Source organism: Chryseotalea sanaruensis (assembly GCF_003990915.1).
GTDB classification, from domain to species: Bacteria; Bacteroidota; Bacteroidia; order Cytophagales; family Cyclobacteriaceae; genus Chryseotalea; species Chryseotalea sanaruensis.
Map to the genome: position 1 here is coordinate 358,837 of NZ_BHXQ01000001.1, position 26,142 is coordinate 384,978.

Sequence of the window (26,142 nt, forward strand, 5' to 3'; positions counted from 1 at the left end):
CATGAAGTATAGTTTTACATATAGACCTCTTACTATAGCAATATTCATATTGCTTTCTAGCTCTGTATCCTTTTCACAAAGCATTAAGAAGCAGTTCAGTGAAAGTGTATCTGTGCAGGTGAGTAATCCATTGCAGACTGAACGCAAGGATGTCTTAGTCAGTATTAAAGCAAACCAGCTGACAGACACAGGTTTCAATGCAGATGCTTTTGTAGTGATGGATGGTGATAAAGAATTGGCTAGTCAGTATAATAAAACGGATGAGGATGAAAAGGGTATTGTTTTCATGATTGATGCCTTGAAAGCTAATGAGAAAAAAACTATCACAATCTACTATAACAAAACAGGAAAAATAGCGCGCAATTATACCAAACGTACGCAAGCAGAACTTTCTCATAAAGTTGGTGGACGTTTCGAAAACAGAGAGTACATAGGAGGTGAGTTCAAGAATGTAGATTATTTACGGGTGCCCCCCGAACATAAAGATCACTCATGGTTTATACGCTATGAAGGGCCAGGTTGGGAGTCTGACAAAGTAGGCTATCGATTCTATTTAGATCAGCGCAATGCCACAGATGTGTTTGGAAAAGTAAAACCGGAAATGGCACTTCAAAAAACAGGTTTAGATGGTTTTGATTCTTATCATAACATGCAAGACTGGGGTATGGATGTGATGAAAGTGGGTAAATCTGTTGGAGTAGGATCGATTGCCACACTTTACAATAAATCCGCTTTGCGTGTTGAAAAAACTGATAGTGTTGACTGTCGTATTACAGAGAATGGTGCAATATACTCTTCAATACTCACACACTATTTTGGCTGGCAGGTAGGAGAGAAGAAGCATGATGTAAGCTCACGCTTATCTATACATGCGGGCAGCAGATTAAGTAGGGAATTACTTACCGTGAGTAATGACATTAACAATATCACAACAGGTATTACAAAGGACAAAGTATCAAAAACTATAACCGATAAGGGCAATAAAGAACAATGGGCTTATGTGGCCACTTATGGCAAGCAAAGTTTGAATAGTGATAATTTGGGATTGGCTGTATTCTTTAATCCTGAATTCATCAATGAATTTACTGAAGATGAATTTAGTCACCTGGTTAGTTTAAAGCCTGAGAATGGAAAGGTGGTATATCATTTTTTAGCCGCATGGGAGAAAGAACCAAATGGTATTACCAATGAGGAAGCTTTTCGTACTTACATCACCCAGGTGGCGACAGCATTAGCAAATCCTGTTCAGGTTAAACTGTTAAAGAAGAAGTAATATGCTGAGTAAGACCAGATACAGACGCCATCTTATTTTTCTCAGCATCATACTGTTGGGTGGTTTACTGATTTATTGTCAGCAAACGGATAAAGCGACTTCTCAAGAGTTTATCGTGCAACGTTTATATAATTCTCGTTCTGCAAAAGACACTGTGCAGATTGTAATCAACTGGACGGATATTTCATCACGTTTTTCCGGAGCTGAGAAAACACGATTTACTGTTAAGGATTTGAATTTTGGAAAAACATTTGAAGCAAAAGTCGTTGATACAGATGCAGACAAGGTACCGGAGCAATTGGTGTTTGACTATGTATTCGCTTCCAATGAGCCCATCTTCGCATTTACACTTTCTTCCGGTGGGGGCAATGCCTTGTATTTGTCTGAGACAGCCTCAACGAATGAGCGATTAAAAATTACCTGGTTAAAGTCTTACACTGACTATATCAAAGACAATCCGGTTGACTCCTGGTCAGATAAAATTATAGAGTCTACTTTACAACTGTATCCTGACCCTGTTGATTTCCCGATTTACGCACCTGATCGCTGGAACTACGAATATGGATTTTTCCTTAATGCGACTTTTGTTCGTTATCAGGAAACTAAAAATGAGAGATACCTTGACTATATCAAACAGTGGGTAAATCGTTTCATCGATGAAAATGGAAAATTGGATTCTATACAATACCGCCCTGATGAATATAAGTTAGACGATATTTTACCGGGCAGGATACTACTTTCTTTATATGAATTAACCAAAGAGGAAAAATACAAGAATGCTGCTAATCAGTTAAAAGCACAATTGCTTACACAACCAAAAACAAACGAAGGCGGCTATTGGCATAAGCTGGTCTATCCATCACAAATGTGGTTAGATGGCATTTACATGGCGGATGTTTTTTCACTTCAATATGCTCAAACATTTAATGAACCGGCTTTAGTTGAAGAAGCCATTCATCAGATAAAACTGATTTCAAAGTATACAACAGATTCCACTACTGGTTTGATGTATCACGGTTGGGATGAATCAAAAAACAAAGTCTGGGCAGATTCAGTTAAGGGAACTTCGCCTGAGTTTTGGGGACGTGCAGTGGGTTGGTACATGATGGCACTGGTGGAAAGTATAGAATACATTCCTGTTGATCATCCAGATAGAAAAGCACTGATCAAATTATTTCAGGATTTATCAGCGAGCGTTAAAAAGTATCAGGATACCAGTAATCGACTATGGTATCAGGTTTTAGATAAAGGCAATCGTGAAGGTAACTGGATAGAAACATCGTGTTCTGCCATGTTCACTTACGCTTTTGCTAAAGGCAATCGACTTGGTTTGTTAGACGCTGCTTATCTGAAAGCAGCGCAAGAAGCCTATCAATCTTTAATAAAAGATTATGTAGTATTTGACGATGAGGGGATATTATATCTGAACCGTACCGTAAAAATCGGAACACTTAATCCTAAAGGTTCCAAAGGAGATTTTGATTACTACATCTCAACAGAATGTCGCATCAACGATTACAAAGGCTTAGCCGCACTTCTTTATGCAAGCCTCGAATTGGATAAAGTAAAAACTAATTAGCCCAACAAATATGAAACAACGATCGATACTAAGGAAAAATGGCAATCTACGGCAACGAACGTTCGTGAATTTTAGCATCAATAAACTAACAAACCACTATCAACTCAAAAACTGTCTACTATGAAGGAAAATTTACCAATTAGAAAATGGATGCAGATTGCATTCATGACTTTCTCCCTACTGGGAGTAGGTACCCTTGAGGTACTGTCGCAAAGCAAACCTATAAAAGGTGTTGTAAAAGGTGACGATGGCGTAGCACTTCCAGGTGTTACTGTTGTGGAGAAAAGTACGCCTTCTAATGGAACAGTTACCGATGCCGATGGAAATTTTAGCATTTCTGTCAGAGAAGGTGCAACACTAGTGATTTCGTTCATTGGTTTGAAAACACAGGAAGTAGCAGTTGGTAGTCAGACTTCAATTGAAGTAACAATGGAGACTGATATAACACAATTGAGTGAAGTGGTCGTAATCGGTTATGGTACCATGAAGAAATCTGATCTGACAGGATCAGTTGTTTCTATTGGTGGCGATGATCTAAAAAAAGTACCAGTTGCTTCAGTGGCAGAATCACTTACCGGCCGTTTGGCAGGGGTTCAAGTAACAGGCACAGAAGGTTCACCAGATGCGGAAGTAAATATACGTGTCCGTGGTGGAGGATCCATTACGCAAAGCAATCAGCCTTTATACATTGTTGATGGTTTTCCTGTTAACAGTATAAATGATATTACGCCATCTGATATTGAATCTATTAATGTTTTAAAGGATGCATCTTCTACAGCCATATATGGATCGCGTGGAGCAAATGGGGTAATTATCATCACTACCAAAAGTGGTAAGGCCGGGAAGTTCTCGGTTAGCTATAATGCGTTTTATGGTTTCAAGAAAATAGCGAACACATTGGATGTATTAAATCCACAAGACTTTGTGAAATGGCAACGAGAGTACTCTCAATTGAGATTTGATTCAGACGATCAGGGTTATTATGAAAATTACTTTGGCACCTGGCAGGACCGTGACTTATTTGACGGATTAAGTGGTAATGACTGGCAGAAGCAGATTTATGGAAGAACAGGTGTTGTCAATAGCCAGGATATTAGTTTGCGGGGTGGTAGTGATAAGTTCTCTTATTCAATGAACTATGCACTTTATGATGAGAAAGCCATCATGATTGGTTCTGACTTCAGGCGTAATAACTTCACTCTTAAATTGAATAATAAGGCTTCGGATAAAATAGATATTGGGTTTTCATTACGTTACTCTGATACAGAAATACGAGGAGGGGGAGCTAATGAACAAAATGAAGTTTCCTCAGCAGATTCTCGTTTGAAGAACAGTGTTCTTTATTCACCAATCCAACTCCCAGGTATAACCAATAATGATACCGATGATCAACTGGCGGGTACCTTAATTAATCCAATCATTGCCGTTATAGATAATGACAGACTGCAACAACGTAGAAATTTTAACGTTGCCGGTAGTATCGGTTGGAATATCCTAGAAGAATTAAATTTTAAGTCTGAGTTAGGTTTTGATGTTTTCAACAATATTGATAATCGTTTCTATGGTCGTTCAACTTACTATGTGCAGAATGTTCCTTCAAGCGAAAATCAAGGTAATCCTGCCGCAATTATTCGAGATGCAAAGGAGACAAGGATTAGAAGTACCAATACTTTTAATTATGATTTTAAGAATTTGCTAAGCAGTGACCATAACCTGAAGCTCTTGTTGGGTCATGAGGTTATCCATACACAATCAAACCAGTTAAGTACGGTGCTTCATGGTTATCCAAAATTATTTCTGGCAGATCAGGCATTTAAATTAACTACACAGGGTGTACCTCAGGCGGTCGACAACAATTTCAGCCCTGATGACAATCTATTGTCATTCTTTACACGCGCCACTTACGAGTATAATGGAAAATATCTACTGTCAGCAACCTACAGAGCGGATGCATCCAGCAGATTCGCAGGTAATAATAGATGGGGGTATTTTCCATCAGCTGCTGTGGGCTGGAAAATTTCTGAAGAGAACTTTATGCAGGGAACTTCTAATTGGTTGGACAATTTGAAGATTCGCTTCAGTTATGGTGTTGCAGGTAATAATGGAATAGACAGAGGTCAGACTTCACAGGCATTTTTATCACGTACAACTACCTGGATAAACGGTGTGACTGATTTTTGGGCTGCTTCGAATCTACTTGCCAATCCTGATCTGAAGTGGGAGACAACCACAACGCGGAACGCTGGTCTTGATTTTGGTATTATTAAAAGTAAGCTGGTAGGTTCCTTTGAAGCATATTTGAATAACACTTCTGATTTATTAATTCAATTCCCTACGCCAGGTTCTGGCTATACTGATCAGTTCCGAAACATCGGTGAGACTGAAAACAAAGGTCTAGAGGCTTCACTTACTTATGTTGCCTTGGAGAAGGAAAAGTATGGCCTTACCATCAGTGCAAATATTGGAATAAATAGAAACAAGGTTGTTTCACTGGGTGAGTTGAATGACTTCTTCCGCGATTCTGGTTGGGCGTCTACCGATATACAAGGTGATTTTAAAGTAGCAGTTGGTCGTCCGCTGGGTGATATGATTGGCTACCGTAGTGATGGCCGCTATGAAGTTTCTGATTTTGAGGGCTACGATGCAGGCTCCGGTAACTGGATTCTCAGATCGGATGTAGTAGACGGCTCTGTAGTGTTGGGTACGCTCAGACCGGGTATGATGAAGCTAAGAGATCTGGATGGAGACGGAGATGTAACCGTTGCTGACAAAGAAAGAATAGGTAACGGATTGCCTAAGCATACCGGAGGTTTTACCCTGAATGGTTATGCTTATGGTTTTGATCTTACTGCTGCCTTTAATTATAGCTACGGTAACCAAGTATATAATGCAAATAAAATTGAGTACACAACTGCTACTCCAAGGACTAACTACCGCAATCTTATTGATATTATGGCAGATGGTAATCGCTGGACTAATTTGGATCCAGCTACAGGTACTATCGTGAATGATCCTGCAACGTTGGCTGCTATGAATGCCAACACTTCTATGTGGTCACCGTACATGGCGCGCTCAATATTCAGTGATTGGGCTGTTGAAGATGCATCCTTCTTGCGTCTAAATACTTTATCTCTTGGTTATACGCTTCCATCTTCGCTAACATCAAAAGCGCGCATACAAAACCTTCGTTTTTATGCAACCGCTTATAATGTATTTGTGCTAACACCACATTCAGGCTTTGACCCTGAGGTTTCAACACGCAGAAGAACTGGTCTTACACCTAGTGTTGATTACTCTGCTTATCCAAGAAGCCGTCAACTTGTTTTTGGTTTAAATCTTAATTTCTAATAAAGCGATGAAATCTACTATGAAACGACTAACCTACCTGCTAGCAGTAGTAATCGCGAGTGTGCTTACTGCCTGTAACGATTTTCTGGAGACCCCGGTAAAATCTACATTAGATGAATCTGTTATTTTCTCTACACCAGACTTAGCGCGTGGTGCAGTTGATGGTATAAAAGTACCATTTGGTGAAACAAACTCTTATCGCGGACGCTTCCTGCCATGGTATGGTATGAATACAGATGTAGAGTGGTATAATGCCTCTCAAACAGCTGGTGATAATGCAGACCTGGCTGTATATAATGCCCAGCCTAATAATGCCAACATGAATACAGAAAACAATACCTGGGCTCAAATGTATTCTGGTATTGAGCGTGCTAATTTATGCATAAGAGGTTTAAGACGATATGGAAATCCATCACCTGATAACGAGTTGGGAAATTTATTGGGCGAGGCTTTAACGTTGCGCGCAGTTTATTATGCCGATTTATTAAAGGCATGGGGAGATGTACCAGCTCGTTTTGAGCCGATCTCTTCAGAGACTATTTATTTGCCAAAAACAAGTCGTGATGTGATCTATAAACAATTAATTGCTGATTTAGGTGAAGCCGCAACACTTGTTCCCTGGCCTAATGAAACGGCATCAACCAGTAGTGTTGAGCGAGTGAACAAAGCTTTTGTGAAAGGTTTGCGCGCCCGTTTATGCCTGGCTGCAAGTGGGTACTCTCAGTATCCGGTTGTAGGAATAAAGAGAAGTGATGATCCTGAATTATCAGTTGCCAATATGTATGCCATAGCTTATCAGGAATGTTTGGATGTTATCAACAGTGGTACTGCAAGGCTGGAACCTTTGTTTGAAACAGTATTTAAGAAAAACAATCAAGATGATGTAACTGCCGGAGGGGAAACACTTTGGGAGATTCCATTCTCCGATGGACGTGGCCGTATGCTCTTTACTTTTGCAGTACGCCATGCTACCAATGATCAGTACCATGCCAATGGTGCAAATCGCGGTGGTCAGGCGGGCCCTCTGCCCATAATTTTTTATGACTTTGATGAGAAAGACACAAGAAGGGATGTTACCTGTGTGCCTTATCGATATGGTACTGCAGACCAGAATGGCTTTGCAAGACAAGAATTAGTCGGTTTAAATACATGGTACTTTGGTAAATATCGCTACGAATGGATGGATCGTTTTGTAACATCAACAAATGATGATGGTGTAAACAAATTGTACATGCGCTATGCTGAAATCCTGTTAATGGCTGCTGAAACTGCCAATGAACTACAAGGTCCTGGTGCAGCATTACCTTACCTCAGAGAAATTCGTCAGCGCGCATTCAATTCAGCAGACTGGACTGAAAAGGTTGATAACTACTTAAGCACGCTGGGTACAAAAGAAGCGATGTTTACTGCTATTGTAGATGAGCATAAGTTTGAATTTACAGGTGAAATGGAACGCAAGCAAGCTTTGATTCGCTGGAATTTATTAGGTACCAAAATAGATGAAGCTAAAGTCAAAATGTATGCTTTGATTGATCGCACTGGTGAATATGCCAATGTTCCTTCCATTCTGCACTACCGATATGCGGCAGATAATGAAACGCTTGAAATTTATGGCTTGAACAGAGGAGAGAATGATCCTGCTCCTGTTGGATATGAATCAACCTTTAACTGGGACAATCTCAATAGCGAAAAGGTAGAGTCTATTTACATTCAAAATCCCGACACAAAACAATTCTGGCCTATATGGCAGGTGTTTTTGAATTCAAGCAACGGTCAATTAGTGAATGAATAAAAGTATTAAAGATATTGTTATGAAAAGTATAAGCAGACTTAGTAAAAATATTTTCATTGGACTTTTATCACTCATAGTGATTAGTGCCTGTGAAGATAATATAGATCCAGTTGAAGAATTGAATCTTTCAAGGGTTCTAACTCCGGTAGAACTGGTAGCGAGAATAAGGAATTTGACTACTATTGAACTTACATGGGACTTACGTGATGAAGCTGTTGAGTATGTTGTTGAATTCAGCGAAGACAGTCTTGAATTTACTAGTATCATCAGAACAGTAACGGTATCGCCAGATGATTTACCACTGCAGGAAGTATTTGATGGGGAAACCAGATATTCTGCAAGGGTAAAAGGCATTGGTGCCAATGGCTTCGGAGAATCCAATTGGGCCACTGTAACAATTATGACTGCTCAAGAAAATATATTCTTGCCTGTTATAGACGGAGATATAGCAGCCACTACAGCAACGTTAAGATGGCCGGCTGGAAGTAATGTAACCAGCTTCCTCATTAATCCGGGTGCTATAAGCAGAGCAATTACCGAGGATGAGAAAGCAGCAGGTATCGCTACTATTACTGGTTTAACTGGTGAAACTAACTATACTGTAACACTACTCAGAGAAAACAAAGTAAGGGGTAATGTAAGCTTCGAAACGTTGATTGACATTGGAGATGCCACAGCTGTTTATCCTGAAGATGATTTGAATGCAGTGATTACTGCAGCGGCTCCCGGAGATGCCCTTGTGTTATTCCCTGGCGATTACACGGTGTATACAGGAATAATTATACTGGATAAATCAATAACCATCAGTGGTCTCTATCCATTTGATAAGCCAAAGGTGCATGTTCAGTTTAGCATCGAAGGCGGTGCAACAGATGTGACAATTAATAACCTTGATATAGATGGAGATGAGGCACTTAATGATGTATTCCGTTTTAATACTGCCGGATTCGACTATGCTTCATTATCTATTAATGGAAGTAATATTCACGACTTTACTCGTTCGTTCATTGCAGGTAATGTTGCTTCCACAGTTGCTTCAGTATCAGTTGATAATTGTGTTTTAACCAATGTTCTTACAAGTGGTGGAGATTTTATCGACTTTAGAAACACACATGTCACTGATGTAAGCATTACTAATAGTACCTTTAATAACTGTGCACCTGGTCGTGATTTCGTAAGAATTGATGCAGCCGGTGGCTACACCGGTACTGGGTTAAATACTAATGTGCTCATAGATCATTGTACACTTTTCGGAGTTTCTAATACAACAGATAGAATATTATATGTCCGTTTCAATACAAACTCGCTTACAGTGCAAAACACATTGTTTGCAGAGAGCAACGCGATCTATACTAATCAAACGAGTACATCAGCACCAACTTTTGAAAACAATAACTATTTTAATACTACTGGTTTGCATATTTTTCCTGATGTTCCAGGAAATATTAAAATTGATCAATCTGGAGATTTTACAATTTTAGATCCAGGCTTTACAAATGCAGCAGAAGGTAACTTTACTATTACCAACCAAACACTACTTGATAATGCAGTAGGTGACCCTCGCTGGAGACAACAATAAATAGGTTTAGTTTATGGGTGTGGTGACTTAAGTCATCACACCTTTTTTTATTTAATCACACCCTGATGAAACATAGGACATTTTTTTTTCTTCCCTATTGGTTATTAGGTTGTTTACTGCTTGTATTCTCTTGTAACAAAGAGGCTGAGCCAATACCACCTGATGACGAAGACTTGCCCGTTCGTATCGATGAAGAAGCTTATGCCTTTAAGGGTGCAGAAGGGTTTGGTCGCATCACAACAGGCGGTCGCGGTGGTCAGGTTATCTATGTAACTAACCTTAATGATAGTGGTGTTGGCAGTTTACGCTCAGCAATTACTATCAGTGGAGCACGTTATATACTTTTTAAAGTTTCAGGAAATATTTCACTTAGTTCCCCCTTAGTCATTAGCAATGGTAACGTAACCATTGCCGGGCAAACAGCTCCTGGCGATGGTATAACTATTCAGAACCATCCAGTTACTATAAATGCAGACAATGTCATCATTCGTTACCTGAGGTTTCGTATGGGAGATGGTGGTGCCGCTGAAGCGGATGCTTTAGGTGGACGCTATAAAAAAAATATAATCATCGACCATTGTTCAATGAGTTGGTCTACCGATGAATGTTCATCATTCTATGGCAATGAAAACTTTACCATGCAGTGGTGTATTATTTCAGAAAGTCTGAGAAATTCAATTCATGAAAAAGGCTTGCATGGTTATGGAGGTATTTGGGGTGGCAAGAATGCTTCCTTCCATCATAATTTACTCGCGCATCATGATAATAGAAATCCCAGGTTTGATCATCCGGGAGTTTACAGTAGCCTGACCTCTTCACAGGCGCTTAGAGGGGTAGTAGATTTTAGAAATAATGTTATATACAATTGGAAAACAGATGCCATTTATGGAGGTGAAGCTGGTACTTTTAATGTAGTCGCCAACTATTTTAAACCTGGTCCGGCCACAGCAAATCCTAGAAGGTTTTTGCATGCTTATACCCAATCAGCGACAGGCGCACCTATTTATGGTTATGGCAGCTTTTTTGTTGCAGACAATGTTATTGACGGTCAGTTGGATATTACCAACGATAATCGCATTGGCATTGTAGCTAAGAATGGAAACGCCACTGATAAGAATAATATGTTATTGACTTCACAGCTTACACTATTACCTTTCTCAAATGCGCATACCGCTTACCAGGCCTATGAAAAAATTTTACTTTATGCAGGTGCCAGTTTTAAAAGGGATGCTGTTGACAGCAGGATTGTAAGTGATGTGACGAATAAGACTTTCTTTGCCAATGGCTCAAACGGAAGTTTGTTAGGAATGATAGACAGTCAACAAGATGTTGGTGGCTGGTCTGCACTGGCAAGCACAGAAGCACCATTGGATAGTGATAGTGATGGTATGCCAGATAGTTGGGAAATTGAAATGAAACTTGATCCGAATATTTCGAACGCAAGTCTTAAACAATTAAGTACAGGTTATGATAACCTGGAGGTTTATTTAAATTCAATTGTCAAATCTATTACCGATAACCAATAAGCATGTTACAAAAAACACATAGCCATTTAGTTATATTCCTAACCATTTTCACCCTGACTTCTTTTGCAGTTCAGGAATCAAAAACAATCATTTATTTGATTGGCGATTCCACAATTGCCACTAAAGAAGTAAAAGCTTATCCGGAGACAGGCTGGGGCATGCCTTTTCAATATTTTTTTGATTCAACAGTAGTAATAGAGAATCATGCTAAAAATGGACGTAGTACACGGACTTTCATATCAGAGAACCGCTGGAGTCCGATAGAAACCAAATTAAAGAAAGGTGATTATGTTTTTATGCAATTTGGTCATAATGATGAGTCGAAAGAAAAGACTGACCGGTACACTACTCCTGAAGAGTATAAAAGAAACTTGACTAAGTTTATTTCAGAAGCAAGAGGGAAAGGCGCTACACCAGTTTTATTAACACCAGTTAGTCGTAGAAAATTTGTTGAAGGGAAGCAGCAAGAGACGCATGCTTTATATTCTACTTTAGTTAAAGAGGTAGCACTTTCAGAGAAAGTAGCCTTTATTGATTTAGATGCATTAAGTCGTGAGTATTACCAGAACATGGGTGAAGAAAATTCCAAATTACTTTTTCTTCAGTTAGAAGCTGGCGAACATCCTAATTATCCTGAGGGGAAAATTGATAACACCCACTTCAGCGAGATGGGGGCACGAAAAATAGCGCAGATCGTATTGACTGAAATAAAGCGACTGGATTTGCCACTTGCAAAGTATATTTATAAACCAGTGCCAAAGAAATGAGAGAAGCAAAAATTATCGTGATGCTTATCTGGATTAGTTTTGTTGCAATTGCACAAAACAAGAGAATTACAGTATCACAAGATGGATCTGGTGATTTTACAAGTATCCAGTCAGCTTTTGACGCTGTGTCAGTAGGCAATACAAAACCCATCACCATTTTTGTTAAAAAAGGTGTGTACAAAGAACGCTTGGTTTTAGATACGCGTAAAGATTTTGTTACACTGGTTGGTGAGGATAAGATGAACACCATTTTAACTTACAATAACCATGCGGGTATGCGCTTGCCCAATGGCGACACCATCAATACATGGACATCCGCAAGTTTTTTCATTTACGCCAATGATTTTTCAGTAGAGAATATCAGTTTTGAAAACAATGCCGGTTTCACGGCCGGGCAAGCTGTGGCTGTATTCGCCAATGGCGACAGGTTGAAATTCAACAATTGCCGCTTTACAGGATTTCAGGACGTGCTTTTTTGCAGCGGCCCAGGAAGCAGACAATATTATAAAGATTGCTATATAGAAGGCACTACTGATTTTATCTTCGGTCCAGCCACTGCTGTTTTTCAAAATTGTCATATTCACAGTAAAAAAAACTCGCATGTAACCGCAGCTTCTACGCCTCGGGAAATGAAATACGGCTTTGTTTTTTTCAATTGTAAACTTACGGCAGATGAAAAAACGAATAAAGTTTCTTTAGGCAGACCCTGGACGCCTTATGCCAGTGTTACTTATATCCGTTGTGAGATGGGATCGCACATTATTCCCGAAGGCTGGAACAACTGGCGCAATGTTGCCAATGAAGCAACGGTGCGTTATGCGGAGTTTGGCAGCACAGGAGCCGGTGCGCCTATGGAAAAACGCGTTAGTTGGATAAAACAATTAAGTAAGCAAGAGGCTGAAGCGATTACTTTGCAAAAGATTTTTGGTGATTGGAGGGTTGAGTAAAGTGTTGAAGTGTTAGAGTGTTAAGGTGTTAGAGTGTTAAAGTGTTAGAGTGTTAAGGTGATGAAGATTGTAATTTACATTTTTTTTATTCTTATAACGCAGGTATCATTCGCTCAGGTGTGGGTAGCAGACCAAGGTAATGGAACTTATAAAAATCCGATTATCCATGCAGACTATTCTGATCCTGATGTGTGTCGTGTGGGAGAGGATTACTACATGGTTTCTTCCAGCTTTGATGCCGTACCGGGTATTCCGATTCTACATTCGAAAGATTTAGTTAATTGGACAATTATAGGCCATGCCTTAACAAGACAAATTCCTATCGAACATTTTGAAAAAACGCAACAGGGTAATGGTGTATGGGCTCCATCCATTCGCTACCACAACAATGAATTTTATATTTATTATCCCGATCCTGATTTTGGTATTTATCTGATCAAAGCAAAAAATCCAGCAGGTCCGTGGTCAGCACCCGTATTGGTAGAAGACGGTAAAGGATTAATCGATCCTTGTCCGCTCTGGGATGATGATGGGAAAGTTTATCTCGTACATGCTTATGCCGGAAGTCGGGCGGGTATAAAAAGTGTAATCGTTGTTAAAGAATTAAATCCAACAGGTACTGCTGTGATCAATACAGGAAAACTTGTGTATGATGGCCATGAACTTGATCCGACCATCGAAGGCCCCAAGTTTTATAAGCGAAATAATTATTACTACATCTTTGCTCCGGCCGGAGGTGTTGCCACTGGCTGGCAAACGGTATTAAGAGCAAAGCAGGTCTATGGCCCGTACGAAAGAAAGATTGTGATGGATCAGGGTAGTACCCCCATCAACGGACCCCATCAAGGTGCATGGGTAAGCACAACAAGCAATGAAGACTGGTTTATTCATTTTCAGGACAAGGAAGCTTATGGCAGGGTAATTCACTTACAGCCCATGCGTTGGTTAAACGATTGGCCTGTAATTGGCTTAGATAAAGATGGTGATGGTAAAGGCGAACCAGTACTGCAATACAAGAAGCCATTAACGCCATTGAAATATCCCATAGCCACTCCAGTACAAGGAGATGAATTTAATGATAATAAAATCAATCTGGCCTGGCAATGGCATGCTAATCCACAAGCCACCTGGGCTTTTGCGAATACAGCGACAGGTATGCTCCGTTTATATGCATCAAGGCAAAAGGAGGAGATTAAAAATCTATGGGATGTACCAAACATACTTTTTCAAAAAGTACCCGCTGAAGAATTTCAAGCAGTTGTAAAACTGAAATTTACCCCTAACGAAAAAAACAAAGGCGAAAAAACTGGTTTTGTTTTAATGGGTAGCGATTATGCGTCCTTAAATTTAGAGCAAAGTGAGAATGGTATAGTACTTGTTTATACATCTTGCCAAATGGCGGATAAGGGTAATAAAGGCGAAGAGACAGTGATTGCAACAATTGTAACTGGTGAAATATACCTTTGTATAAAAATGCGCAAAGGTGCTATAGCTGATTTCAGTTATAGTTTAGATGGTAAATCATTTGAAGAAGTGAGTAAGGATTTTGAAGCAAAACCAGGACGATGGGTTGGCGCTAAACTAGGCTTGTTCTGCATGAGAAAAAATGACACAAATGATGCAGGCTTTGTTGATATTGATTGGCTTCGTATAAACCGAATTTAAAATTTGAAATTTAGAATTGAAGATATGAAGTGGAGCTTTAGTATAATATTAATTTCTGGTTTGATGTTGATGACCAGTTGTGCCAACACACAAAACTTGTCAATTGAAGAAAAGGGTATTGCTTTTCCTGGAGCGGAAGGTTTTGGAAAATTTACAACTGGAGGAAGAGGTGGGAAAGTATATATTGTCACTAACCTCAACGATAGTGGTTCGGGTAGTTTAAGAGAGGCAATACGGAAAAAAGAAACAAGAACTATCACGTTTGCAGTTTCCGGTACAATTGCTTTAGAATCCCCACTTGATATTAACTACGGAGATTTAACTATTGCTGGGCAATCAGCACCCGGAGATGGAATTTGTTTACGCAACTATCCCATGAAAATAAAAGCGGGTAACGTAATTGTCCGTTATATGCGTTTTCGTTTGGGAGATGAGAAGACACAGCAGGATGATGCAATATCTGCTACAAGACAAGAAAATATTATTATCGACCATTGTTCTATGAGTTGGGCAACAGATGAGTGTGCATCATTTTATGGAAATAAAAATTTTACGTTACAATGGTGTATTATAGCAGAGAGTTTAAATGAATCGGTTCATGCCAAAGGAGATCATGGCTATGGTGGTATTTGGGGTGGACAGAAAGCAACTTTCCATCATAATCTTTTAGCACATCACAATAGCCGCTTGCCTCGCTTTAGTGGTTCTAAAACAACACCTAATTCACCTGACGAACTGGTCGATTTTAGTAATAATGTAGTTTATAACTGGATGAACAACAATAGTTACGGTGGAGAGAAAGGCCGTTATAATATGATAAATAATTATTACAAGCCGGGGCCGGCTACTGCTAAATCAAAACGCGACAGAATCGTTAATCCATCACAACCTTACGGCACTTTCTTTCTGCAGGGAAATTATTTACATGGAAATACTGAAGTATCCGCTAACAACAAATTAGGCATTGTCGCGGATCATGTTGACTCGAGCTATACAACTAAAGCATTTAACGTAATGCCTATACGCCTGCAAGCGGCTGATAAGGCTTTTGATTTGGTGTTACAGCAAGTGGGAGCATCCCACAAGCGCGATCAGGCAGATGCACGTCTTATTCAGGAGGTAAAAGATGGTTTATCAGTTAACGGCAAAAACAAGAACGGTATAATCGACTCACAACAAGATGTTGGCGGTTGGCCTGTGTTACAATCTCAATCCGCTGAAACAGACAGTGATCAGGATGGTATGCCTGATACATGGGAGACACAAAATAAACTCAACCCAAAAGATGCAACTGACAATACTTTGTTTAGTTTAAATAAACAGTATACGAATATAGAAATGTATTTAAATAGCCTGGTTAAGTAGTATGCGTTTTGCATTAGTTACAATACTTTATCTTATCAGCACAACAGTCTGCATGGCACAATATGATTTTGTTGTGGCCGCTGATGGCTCCGGTGATTTCACAACGGTGCAGGCTGCTTTCAATGCTGTGCCAGACTTCAGACAAAATCAGACAACAATATTTGTTAAGAAAGGAATATATAAAGAAAAACTAACCCTGGTCACCTCTAAAACAAAAGTGCGCATTGTAGGGGAGGATGTTGGGCAAACCGTTCTTACCTACGATGATTTTGCTGCTAAGAAAAATGCTTTTGGTGAAGCCATTGGTACAACAGGTTCATCCAGCTTTTTCATTTTTGCAGATGATTTTATTGCCGAGAATATCACCTTCGAAAATTCAGCAGGGCCTGTTGGGCAGGCCGTTGCTGTGCGCATATCGGGTGATAAGGTGCAATTTATTAATTGTCGCTTTTTGGGTTTTCAGGATACGCTTTATGCACATGGTGAAAAGAGCAGGCAGTATTATAAAGATTGCTACATCGAAGGTACAGTCGATTACATCTTTGGCTGGTCAACTGCTTTTTTTGAAAACTGTACCATCTTCACCAAAAAAGGTGGGATGTATATCACAGCAGCTTCTACACTTGAGGACACAGCACACGGTTTTGTTTTTTTAAATTGTAAGATTACAGGGGATGTTCCAGACCACTCTATTTACTTAGGTAGACCATGGAGACCATTTGCTAAAACAGTATTTATCAATTGTCAACTTGATAGACTGATTAAACCTGAAGGCTGGCACAATTGGAATAAACCGGATGCAGAGAAAACTTCTTTCTATGCAGAATTTAATTCAAAAGGTGAAGGTGCAAATAATAAAGAGCGTGTTTTATGGGCTCATCAATTGAAAGAAGAAGATCTTATAGATTATACATTGAACAAAGTACTGGGTGAAAAGTGGTGGATTGATTGAGCCACTATATATAAACCTACGAAATCCAATTCAAGTTATCCTTCCTTTTTCATAAAAACAGAACTGCCATTGTCAGACTAATCTGGCAATGGCAGTTAAGATTTTGGAGGCGGCATTTACCGGATCAATTTTTCTGGGAATACAATTACAGACTCATTACCACTTTTATCAACGGCAGAAACACCAAAGAAATAATTATCAATGACTATTCCTTCAAGCGTAAAAGCATTTACATTTCCAACATAACGCGAGTTGTCCCAGGTAGGTGAGGTGGTGTCGCGCCAGTATATTTTATAACCCGCAACTTTATCTGACGGTAGAGCATCCCAACTCAATTTGGTCGATGGTTGCACTGCTCCACCAATGCTTACGTTGGTTGGCGCTGGCGGTGCCCAGGCAATGCCAGCCATGGTAATGGCATTAACGGCAGTTAGTTTTTTGCAATATTCAAAATTCACACCTTCAATAACATCACCATACTTGATACCATTTTCTACGCGAATATCCTGGTGTTGTCGGTTGTAGTTTTCGTTGGTTTCCATGATGCGAATACCAGGGAAACCAACATCATTAAAAGGGCGATGGTGGCCACCACGACCAAAGCGATCCAGGCGGTAAATCATCATTGGATTCATTTCGGGCATATAGGTTTTAGTCTGTGTGTGCACATAGCGGGCCAGTTGTCTTGAGATACCGTCTACTTCACCACCATAGAACCTGCGTTGGTTTCTGCGTTGTTCCGTTTCAGTTGGAGGTACTGGTTCTGAGAAGATACGGAATGAGCGATTATCGATTACACCATTTACGCCTTCAATGTTTCCGATCATGTCGTTGTTTAAGACACCCAAAATATTCCAGCCCTTTTCTTTGGCATAGCGCGCTAAGCCCGCACCTCCGAATAAACCCTGCTCTTCACCTGATAAGCCAACGTAAATAATGCTGTGTCTGAATTTGTACTTAGTTAAAACCCTTGCTGCCTCAATGGCACCAGCCATACCAGTAGCATTGTCGTTGGCACCAGGAGCATCCGTTTCAAAATCCATGGTATTGCTTGCCCTGGAGTCAATGTCGCCAGACATGATAATAAAGTTATTTGGGAATTCTGTGCCACGTTGTATAGCCACTACGTTAACTACCCAGGCATCTTTTGGCACACGCGGATTACCTTCTTTGGTCACTAAATCTTTCTGATAAAAGACCTCAAGGCATTTATTACAATCTTTAGAAATCTTATCGAATTCACTTTTTATCCACCTGCGGGCAGCGCCAATACCCCTTGAGTTGGAGACAGTATCAGAAAAAGTGTTCCGTGTGCCAAACCCTGCCAGTATCCGTATATCTTTTTCAAGCCTTTCAGCGGATACTGCGGCAACGATGTCATACAGTCTTGAATCTGTTTGCGGAGGACTAGATTGTGCAAATGAAAGATTAACTGAGGTTAAAAATAGTACAACAAAGTACGTTAAAAGCCTTTTCATAACTTTAGGTTTGAGTTTGTGCGAAGTAATGCAATCCTTATTGCTATAGAATAAAAAGAAGTATGAGCGGTCGAAATTTGCCCTTCAGCCCTAATAAAATCTTTAGAGATTGTATCGAATTCAATTAAACAAACCATCAAGATACAATGAAAATGGGAGCCAATTTTTTATCTAAAATCCGTCTGACCGCTGTATGCTTCCGTGTTCAGCGGTTTGACGGATTGTCTTTGCTTAATGAATATTGGCAATTCCTAACTCATGACACTTATCCAGATCATAGAAAACTAAATTTGAATTGAGTCAATTATTATCAACCTCAGTTCTAAACCTAATACTTTTCTTTAGCCGATTAGAAAAGAATCTGACATTGCTTAATTTGGTACATGCAAAAAGGAAAATACCTGATTTGGCTTGCCATAGGCCCCTTGCTTGTGGCTGTAGTCTATTGTTTTGTAATTGTTAAAACTGATTACGAAAATAAAATAGCGAGACATATTCAAATAGCAGATTCTCTTAAGCAACAAACTATTCGTTTAGACAAAAAATTATACCAACATGATAGTGTGCTCCGACAATACATGAAATCCCTTGATCAGGCAATATTGGTGTTGCACGAAAAATCTGCCAGAAACCGTGTGAACATCGCCAGTAATTTGTCTAAGTTGGATTCTATTCAATTGGCATATTGTAATGAAATGCATAAAATCGGAGTTACTACATTAGATTGTAATTAGTCATGAAGTTTAAACCATTTATATTACTATTTACACTTTCTCCCTTGTTCAGTATAGCGCAAGGTTTAGCTGTTTCGAGTGACACAGCTGCAATCACTTTTCCAAACAAGGTTGAGATCAGTATTAATAAGCAAAACAAAACCGGTAAAACATACTATCAATTAAGCCAGCAATCATTTAAGGCACTGATATTAACTACTAATTATTACGTGCAACGCGAAGCCTTGCTCACTACAACTCAGTTAACCTTGTTAAAAAACCAACAGGTAGCCGACTCTACATACACGCTGCTCCATCAGAAATTTGAAACAGAACAAGAGAGAAGCAAACTCTTTCAGCAATCCTATGAAGAACTGAAAACTGTTTCTGTCACTTATGATGAGCAGTTAAGACTTTGTGCCAATGATTTGGAAAAAATGAATGGTAAATTGAAACGATCGCAACGTATAGGCATTGTAAAAGGTGTTTCGATCAGTCTTGGTTTCGTTGGCCTCGTCTGGCTGGCATCTTCGGCTTTTTAAATTGAAATTTCCTCACTTTTAATAATTTGACGATCTTTGCAGTTTTAAGCAGGCATGATCAACAAAACGGAGCAAGAAGAGCGGGAATACCTCGAAATTATCAAAGAAAAATTGCTGCTAGCCATACGCAGTGTCGACCAAAGCGTCAAACAGTTTTCTAATGAACTTCGGATTAACAAAGAATACATCTATGAAAATCAATCGGGAATGGATGAGGCTGATATGGTTGCGGCTGGCCAGTCTATTAACCGCATGGCTTTTACAGGAGAATCGGCAGTGGCCAAAAAGCGCAAACTGATGAAGCTCGGTGCTTCTCCATATTTTGGCCGCATAGACTTTATCAATCAAAAGGAGGAGCGCAACCCCATCTATATTGGCATTTATACTTTTACAGATGAATCGCAAGGACAAAATCTTATTTACGATTGGCGCGCACCTGTATCTTCCATGTTCTACGATTTTGAGTTAGGTGAAGCATCATATGCAACCCCATCTGGTCAGGTAAAGGGCAACATAGCACTTAAACGTCAGTACAAAATTCGTGAAGGTATCATGGAGTTTACCATCGAGAATGCAGTAAACATTCACGATGATGTGCTTCAGAAGGAACTGAGCAAATCAGCTGACGATAAAATGAAAAATATCGTAGCTACTATTCAACGCGATCAAAATGCCGTAATCCGAAACGAGACGGCCAGCGTAATGGTAATTCAGGGGGTAGCAGGTTCAGGTAAAACGTCTATTGCCTTGCACCGCATTGCTTTTTTATTGTATCGCTTTCGCGATAGCATATCCGCCAAAGACATTCTGATCGTTTCACCGAACAAAGTATTTTCAGACTATATCTCTAACGTATTACCAGAACTAGGAGAGGAGCATATACCTGAAATGGGTATGGAAGAGCTGGCAACTGAAGTGCTCGAAAATAAATTCCCTTTTCAACCCTTTCATCAGCAGGTAGCACAAATACTGGAAAGACCGGATCAGGCTTTTATTGATAGAATAAAATTCAAATCATCATTTGAGTTTTTGAGTCAACTGAACCGTTACCTCATTCATGTTGAGAATAACTACTTTAAAGCAACTGAGATTAGGGTATCGGGCATGGTGGTTCCAGGGCCTTATATTCAGGAACGCTTCAGGGCATGGCAACGTATGCCTATGCTAAAACGGTTTCATGAAGTGGTAAAAGAAGTACAACAATATGTGCGCAATGAAACACAGCGAAAGCTAAATGGCAACGATAAGACTAAAATATGGGAAGCCATTCCGCGCATGTTCACCATGAGCAGTGTAATCGATCTTTATAAAAACTTTTATACTTGGGTTGGCAAACCTGAAATGTTTAAAATGTCACCTAATGGTCAGTTGGAATATGCAGATGTATTTCCGCTTATTTATTGCAAGATTAGGCTGGAAGGCGCGCAAACGTACGATCATGTTAAACATTTGCTTGTAGATGAAATGCAGGATTACACACCTGTTCAATATTCTGTATTGTCACGCTTATTCATATGCAAAAAAACTATTCTGGGTGACGTAAAGCAAGCAGTTAATCCCTACAGCGCTTCTACAATGGAAACTATAGAGCAGGTATTTCCGCAGGCGGATATCGTTAAACTTTTAAGAAGTTATCGCTCTACTTATGAAATTACTCACTTTGCGCTAAGTATTTTACCTAATGCTGATTTAATTGCCATGGAGCGACATGGTGAAGCCCCAACTGTAAAAGGATTCAATTCAAACACAGAGGAAACTGCTTTTATAAGAGAATACATTTCATCATTTAAAAGCACAGGACATCGTTCCTTAGGTATTATTTGTAAAACCTTATCACAAGCCAAGTTTGTGGCTAATCATTTGGTGCAGGGTAGTTTCCATTTGCTCACACCCGATAGCACATCATTTAAGGAAGGGGTTGTTGTTACTACTGTGCATTTGGCTAAAGGACTTGAGTTTGATCAGGTAATAGTACCTTTTGTATCAGAACGCAATTACCAGTCGATGGTAGACAGGAGTATGCTATATATTGCTTGCACCAGGGCAATGCATAAACTAATGTTAACCCACAGTGAAGCGCCATCAAAACTATTGACGGTTTAGTGCTGTGTGGTACCAAAGAGTTGCTTCAACTTCTCAAGTATCTCTTCTCTGTAATTACCACCTATTGGAATGCTTTTATCCTTAATGGTAATCTCTTGCGCGTTGTACGATTGAATTTTAGAGATAGCGATAAGGAAAGACCGATGTATACGCCAAAACTTACGTGGATCAAGTTCTTCTTCTATTTTACTTAAAGCGTACTTTGATGTGTAGCAACCTGATAGGGTATTAACATTAATATATTCCTTTTGACTTTCTATATATGTTATGTCATCAAGTGCAATGATACAGTTTTTTTTATCTGCATAAATAGTAATAACTCCTTTGTCCAAATGATCAGTTTTGGAAATACTTACCTTATTAATGGCTTCAACAAAACGAGTGAATTCTATGGGCTTAAGCAGGTAATCCTTTACACTGAACTCATATCCTTGTAAAGCATATTCATGGTAGGCCGTTGTAAGAATTACAGCTGGCGGATTTTTTAATGTTTTAAGAAAGTCCAGTCCCTTTAATCCTGGCAGGTGAATATCCAGTAAGAGTAAATCAATACGCTGAGAGTTCAGGTATTCCATTGCCTGAAAAGCATCTGAACAAACAGCCACTAATTTCAAATGAGTAATTTTGGCAATATAATCTTTCAAGATATCTGCTGCCAGTGGTTCATCTTCAACAATTAGACATCGTATTGTCATTTGCTCAGAGGTAAACTAAGTTCTACGCTAAATATAGTAGCTTCATCCTTAATGATCAATTTATGCGTTGGATAGATTAATTGTAATTGACGTTTTATATTTTCAAGCCCGATGGAACTTGTGCTTTCATCTTTAGTAATTTTATCTGCCTTACTGTTGGCTATGCTAGCCTCGAGTAAACCATTTTTAAGTGTAACATCAATTTTTATAAAAGCATCACTACGAGACTCACTAAGACCGTGTTTAAAGGCATTTTCAACAAAGTGAATAAGCAGTAGTGGTGCAATGCGCTGTGCAGGGTCATCAACTACATTATGAAATGTAATGCTAACGCGATCAGTATAACGAAGTCTTTCAAGACTGATGTAATCTTCAATCATCCTGATCTCTTCGGTTAGCAATATGTCACTTTTACTGGCCTCATAAAGCATAAAACGCATGAGTTTTGATAGCTTAAGAATAGCCTCAGGTGTATGAGCAGATTGCTTTCGGGCAAGTGAATAAATGTTGTTTAGGGTATTAAAAAGGAAGTGCGGATTAAGTTGTGCTTTCAAATATTTCAGTTCTGTATTAACCCTTTCTTTTTCAAGCGATAGTTCGTGTAATCGCTTACGTGACTGAATACGAATTAATTTAATAGCCAGAGCAATTCCAGTAATAAAAGCAAGACTAAATGCATGGTATAATAAACTGCCTGGATTAAATACTGAACCTAACTCTCCCTTGTATTGAAGAATAATAGGTAAAATAAGATTATGGTTAATCACTGACATTAATACAACAGCGAGAAAAAAGCTGAATACAAATGAAAGCAAGGACTTAATAAACCATGTATTGTCTTCAAGGTATCTATTCAACAAATAAAAGCTTGAATAGATGAAAGGTATTTTTATGCTGAGAAAAGCCACTTGAACGAGGAGTAATTGACCAAAGCGTATCCAGACCTCCTTTGTATCGAAAACAAAATCTATGCTATCAGAAGAAATATTCAGGTAAGCCTTAAAAACTATATATGCCAGCCAGAAGAGTAGATGATTCGATATCTTTTTCATTATACAGGAGGCAAAAGTAAGGCAATCACACAGAATTTTAACAGCATCGGAAATTCTTTTAGTTGACAGAAAAATACTTTCTGTTGACAAATATGCGTATTCGGTTTAAGCATTTGGCTTAGTTCTATACAAAAAGATAGTTTAGTATCAGATTAAAAGCTCAATCCTATGCCAAATTTATTGGTGACACTGAAACCTATTCTTGATTTACTTATTGTGATTACTGGTGTTTCGGTTGCCTTTTTATTAAATGGATGGAGTGAAAACAATAAGGAATCCGCTGAGAGAGAAAAAGTGATGAGAAGTCTGCAGCAAGAAATTAGTGAAATCGTGTATTACTTTCCTTCAATGGCAAAGTATCAGGAAAATAATAGCAAGAAATGGGATAGTCTGTTGAATTTGAATATTGTCGGAGAGTTTAATCAATATTATTATTTGCAGCCACAGTATAATTATTCTGTCATAGAATATGCCATAGCTACCAGAAATAGTGATATAGTCGATTTTCGGTTACACGAACAACTGTTAAAACTCTATAAGCGAATTAAGATGTTAGAACAAGCTGAAGTACACATGACAAATATTGCCTTACAATATCTTGCAGCTGAGCCAAAGGAGAGTCAAGGAAAACAGAACCTATTCTTGTTTGAGCGCTTTATTGGTTTTTCAAAGAACAGAGCCAGTATTATGAAGGACATCAATGAATTGGCTGATGAAACTCAAAAAATGATTAGTCTAAAATGAAGTATTTATGAAACGAAAGAATTTTTTTTTCCTATGGTCAATTATCATGCTAATGCAGATAGCCTGTGCCAAAGAAGCGGCAGTACCGGAACAAAAGGAGAGCAGCTCACGTGTTTCTGAGTCTGGTCATTTTGGTAACGACAGCACATATGCAGAGCCTATTGTACGTATATTATTTGTAGGTAATAGTCTCACCTACACGAATAACCTTCCTGCTATGGTACAGGCCATCGGAGTTAACAACGACATAAAAATTGAAACAGAAATGCTGGCGTACCCCAACTATGCCCTGGAAGATCATTGGCGTGATGAGAAATTTCAGAAACTAATGAATGAAAAATACTTTAATTACGTAATTATTCAGCAAGGGCCTTCATCTCAGCAAGAAGGAAGAGATATGCTGTTTGATTATGGAGACAGGTTTAAAATAGTTTGTGATGAAAAAGGAGCAAGACTTGTTTTCTTCATGGTGTGGCCTTCTCGTGCCAACTATCAGACCTTTGCTGGAGTAATACAAAACTACCGCGATGCGTCTGTACAAACCGAGTCTATGCTGTGCCCTGTGGGTGAGGCGTGGAAGTCTTACATTGACTCCACACAGGATTTTAGTTACTATGGAGCGGATGGATTTCACCCATCCATCAATGGTAGTCAAATTGCAGCTCAGATGATTTATAATACAATATTTAGTAATTGATAGGTTATCGATCAATCAAATTTTTATGAAGCAACTCACTGTTATATTATTTCTTTGTTCATACTCAATACAAGCACAGGTTATCAATTTTTCATCTCCTCCAACCGAGCTTAAACTTTTTGGAGAGGGTTTTATTTCAACGGCCATTAACGAACGCGACTTTGCAATTTCGCCAGACGGAATGGAAATCTACTATACCGTTTCCACACCTAAATCCACTTTCCAGACGATTGTTTTTAGTAAGAAAATTAAAGGAGAATGGACAAAACCTACTGTGGCTTCTTTTGCAGGCCGGTATAGCGACCTTGAGCCTGCCTTCAGTGCAGATGGCAAAACACTTTACTTCGCTTCCAACCGTCCACTTAATGGTACAGAGATCAAAGATTTTGATATTTGGAAAGTAATGAGACAGGGTGAAAATTGGTCTGAGCCAATAAACCTTGGCAATGTAGTCAATACAACAACTGACGAGTTTTATCCATCCGTGGCCAAGAATGGAAATTTATACTTCACCGCTTCATACAAGGATGGACCTGGAAGGGAAGATATTTACCAAGCAATTTTTAAAGACAATACTTATCAAAAACCGGTGCCCTTAGATACAGCAGTTAATACAAAGTTCTATGAGTTCAATGCTTTCGTTGATCCTGCAGAGCAATACATTATTTTTACTTCTTATGGTAGAAAAGACGATACAGGCGGGGGCGATTTATACATAAGTCGTAAAAATGACAAAGGTCAGTGGATGACAGCTGTTAACTTGAAAAGCATTAACTCTAAGCAATTAGACTATTGTCCTTATGTTTCTCCCGATGGGAAGTCATTATTTATAACAAGCGACAGACATAGCCTACCCATAGATTTTAGTCAACAACCTGCTTCTTATCAGGACATTGTTAATTCATGCACACAAGTACAAAATGGCACAGGCAACATCTACTGGATTGATTTTTCCAGTTTATTAAAGCTTTTAGTTAAAAAAGAAAGGTAGCGCAGAAGGCATAGGTTTGGTTTAGGTAAATAATCTTGCTTGAGGCGATAATACCTTTAGCCACCTCGTTAGTTCGGGGTGGCTTTTTAGTTTTATAAAATCTTCAGTTTTACTCCGATTTTTGATCGTTGGTCCATCAACCCGTGTTATATATTCTAGGATAGCGTCACTAGTCATCAATACCGAAACGGAGTTAATTATGAAAAGCAGGAGAGTAGTTCCAACACGCTTATTAAATGAAGGATTTGCTTTTAAGTTTCCGCAAATGAAGCAACTGTTAAGAGATTTGGATCAGTAGAGAGATAAAAAATAACTTATTTTAATTAGGAAGTTC

The 26,142-nt window shown here is 39.1% G+C and carries 21 protein-coding genes; 18 read left to right on the forward strand and 3 right to left on the reverse strand.

The genetic code is table 11. The features are described from left to right. Position 1: 1 nt before the first annotated feature. From SanaruYs_RS01425 to SanaruYs_RS01475, 11 genes are all read left to right on the forward strand, one after another. Positions 2 to 1,273: a DUF4861 domain-containing protein gene (locus SanaruYs_RS01425; RefSeq protein WP_127120726.1), complete on the forward strand. Its 1,272-nt coding sequence runs from the start codon at positions 2 to 4 to the stop codon at positions 1,271 to 1,273. A 1-nt stretch (position 1,274) separates the two neighbouring features. Continuing rightward, a complete protein-coding gene (locus tag SanaruYs_RS01430; protein ID WP_127120727.1) occupies positions 1,275 to 2,852 on the forward strand; it encodes a glycoside hydrolase family 88/105 protein in 1,578 nt (525 codons plus the stop codon). Between the two features lie 120 nt (positions 2,853 to 2,972). Beyond that, the gene (locus tag SanaruYs_RS01435) at positions 2,973 to 6,200 is read left to right on the forward strand and encodes a SusC/RagA family TonB-linked outer membrane protein (RefSeq protein ID WP_127120728.1); all 3,228 of its coding nucleotides are present in this window, start codon (positions 2,973 to 2,975) and stop codon (positions 6,198 to 6,200) included. A 7-nt stretch (positions 6,201 to 6,207) separates the two neighbouring features. Further along, positions 6,208 to 7,992 carry a RagB/SusD family nutrient uptake outer membrane protein gene (locus tag SanaruYs_RS01440; RefSeq protein WP_246011810.1) on the forward strand — a complete coding sequence of 595 codons (1,785 nt, stop codon included), beginning with the start codon at positions 6,208 to 6,210 and terminating at the stop codon, positions 7,990 to 7,992. 19 nt (positions 7,993 to 8,011) lie between these two features. Further along, positions 8,012 to 9,571: a DUF5123 domain-containing protein gene (locus SanaruYs_RS01445; RefSeq protein ID WP_160118557.1), complete on the forward strand. Its 1,560-nt coding sequence runs from the start codon at positions 8,012 to 8,014 to the stop codon at positions 9,569 to 9,571. Positions 9,572 to 9,636: 65 nt separating this feature from the next. Continuing rightward, complete coding sequence (locus SanaruYs_RS01450) at positions 9,637 to 11,097, forward strand: pectate lyase family protein (protein WP_127120730.1); 1,461 nt, start codon at positions 9,637 to 9,639, stop codon at positions 11,095 to 11,097. Positions 11,098 to 11,099: 2 nt separating this feature from the next. Further along, complete coding sequence (locus tag SanaruYs_RS01455; protein WP_127120731.1) at positions 11,100 to 11,864, forward strand: rhamnogalacturonan acetylesterase; 765 nt, start codon at positions 11,100 to 11,102, stop codon at positions 11,862 to 11,864. After that, positions 11,861 to 12,811 carry a pectinesterase family protein gene (locus SanaruYs_RS01460; RefSeq protein ID WP_127120732.1) on the forward strand — a complete coding sequence of 317 codons (951 nt, stop codon included), beginning with the start codon at positions 11,861 to 11,863 and terminating at the stop codon, positions 12,809 to 12,811. The genes SanaruYs_RS01455 and SanaruYs_RS01460 overlap by 4 nt, the downstream gene beginning before the upstream one ends. 60 nt (positions 12,812 to 12,871) lie before the next feature. Continuing rightward, entirely contained in the window at positions 12,872 to 14,476 is a 1,605-nt protein-coding gene (locus SanaruYs_RS01465) for a glycoside hydrolase family 43 protein (protein WP_127120733.1), read from the forward strand. 63 nt (positions 14,477 to 14,539) lie between these two features. Then, positions 14,540 to 15,841 (forward strand): pectate lyase family protein, encoded by a 1,302-nt coding sequence (locus SanaruYs_RS01470; RefSeq protein WP_246011838.1) that lies wholly within the window; start codon positions 14,540 to 14,542, stop codon positions 15,839 to 15,841. Position 15,842: 1 nt separating this feature from the next. Continuing rightward, positions 15,843 to 16,793: a pectinesterase family protein gene (locus SanaruYs_RS01475; protein WP_127120734.1), complete on the forward strand. Its 951-nt coding sequence runs from the start codon at positions 15,843 to 15,845 to the stop codon at positions 16,791 to 16,793. Between the two features lie 116 nt (positions 16,794 to 16,909). Here SanaruYs_RS01475 and SanaruYs_RS01480 read toward each other — a convergent pair whose 3' ends face one another. After that, positions 16,910 to 18,271 (reverse strand): M28 family peptidase, encoded by a 1,362-nt coding sequence (locus SanaruYs_RS01480; RefSeq protein WP_127120735.1) that lies wholly within the window; start codon positions 18,269 to 18,271, stop codon positions 16,910 to 16,912. Positions 18,272 to 18,654: 383 nt separating this feature from the next. On the opposite strand from SanaruYs_RS01480, the gene SanaruYs_RS01485 reads away from it, so the two are divergent. Genes SanaruYs_RS01485 through SanaruYs_RS01495 form a run of 3 tightly spaced genes read left to right on the forward strand, consistent with a single transcriptional unit; the run spans position 18,655 to position 21,629 of the window. Beyond that, entirely contained in the window at positions 18,655 to 19,005 is a 351-nt protein-coding gene (locus SanaruYs_RS01485; protein WP_127120736.1) for a hypothetical protein, read from the forward strand. A gap of 2 nt (positions 19,006 to 19,007) precedes the next feature. After that, entirely contained in the window at positions 19,008 to 19,526 is a 519-nt protein-coding gene (locus tag SanaruYs_RS01490) for a hypothetical protein (protein WP_127120737.1), read from the forward strand. A gap of 54 nt (positions 19,527 to 19,580) precedes the next feature. Then, positions 19,581 to 21,629 carry a HelD family protein gene (locus SanaruYs_RS01495; protein ID WP_127120738.1) on the forward strand — a complete coding sequence of 683 codons (2,049 nt, stop codon included), beginning with the start codon at positions 19,581 to 19,583 and terminating at the stop codon, positions 21,627 to 21,629. Here the strand turns inward: SanaruYs_RS01495 and SanaruYs_RS01500 are convergent. Next, the gene (locus SanaruYs_RS01500; protein WP_127120739.1) at positions 21,626 to 22,324 is read right to left on the reverse strand and encodes a LytR/AlgR family response regulator transcription factor; all 699 of its coding nucleotides are present in this window, start codon (positions 22,322 to 22,324) and stop codon (positions 21,626 to 21,628) included. The genes SanaruYs_RS01495 and SanaruYs_RS01500 overlap by 4 nt on opposite strands. Next, positions 22,321 to 23,376 carry a sensor histidine kinase gene (locus tag SanaruYs_RS01505; protein ID WP_127120740.1) on the reverse strand — a complete coding sequence of 352 codons (1,056 nt, stop codon included), beginning with the start codon at positions 23,374 to 23,376 and terminating at the stop codon, positions 22,321 to 22,323. The genes SanaruYs_RS01500 and SanaruYs_RS01505 overlap by 4 nt, the downstream gene beginning before the upstream one ends. Positions 23,377 to 23,544: 168 nt before the next feature. Between SanaruYs_RS01505 and SanaruYs_RS01510 the strand changes: the two genes are divergently transcribed. The 4 genes from SanaruYs_RS01510 (at position 23,545) to SanaruYs_RS20490 (ending at position 26,106) form a co-directional block, all read left to right on the forward strand. Further along, positions 23,545 to 24,120, forward strand: coding sequence for a hypothetical protein (locus SanaruYs_RS01510; RefSeq protein WP_127120741.1), 576 nt, complete (start codon positions 23,545 to 23,547; stop codon positions 24,118 to 24,120). 7 nt (positions 24,121 to 24,127) lie between these two features. Beyond that, positions 24,128 to 24,817, forward strand: coding sequence for an SGNH/GDSL hydrolase family protein (locus tag SanaruYs_RS01515; RefSeq protein WP_127120742.1), 690 nt, complete (start codon positions 24,128 to 24,130; stop codon positions 24,815 to 24,817). A gap of 25 nt (positions 24,818 to 24,842) precedes the next feature. Continuing rightward, entirely contained in the window at positions 24,843 to 25,808 is a 966-nt protein-coding gene (locus SanaruYs_RS01520) for a PD40 domain-containing protein (RefSeq protein WP_127120743.1), read from the forward strand. Between the two features lie 121 nt (positions 25,809 to 25,929). Beyond that, a complete protein-coding gene (locus SanaruYs_RS20490) occupies positions 25,930 to 26,106 on the forward strand; it encodes a DUF1731 domain-containing protein (RefSeq protein WP_370684878.1) in 177 nt (58 codons plus the stop codon). Positions 26,107 to 26,142: the final 36 nt, after the last annotated feature.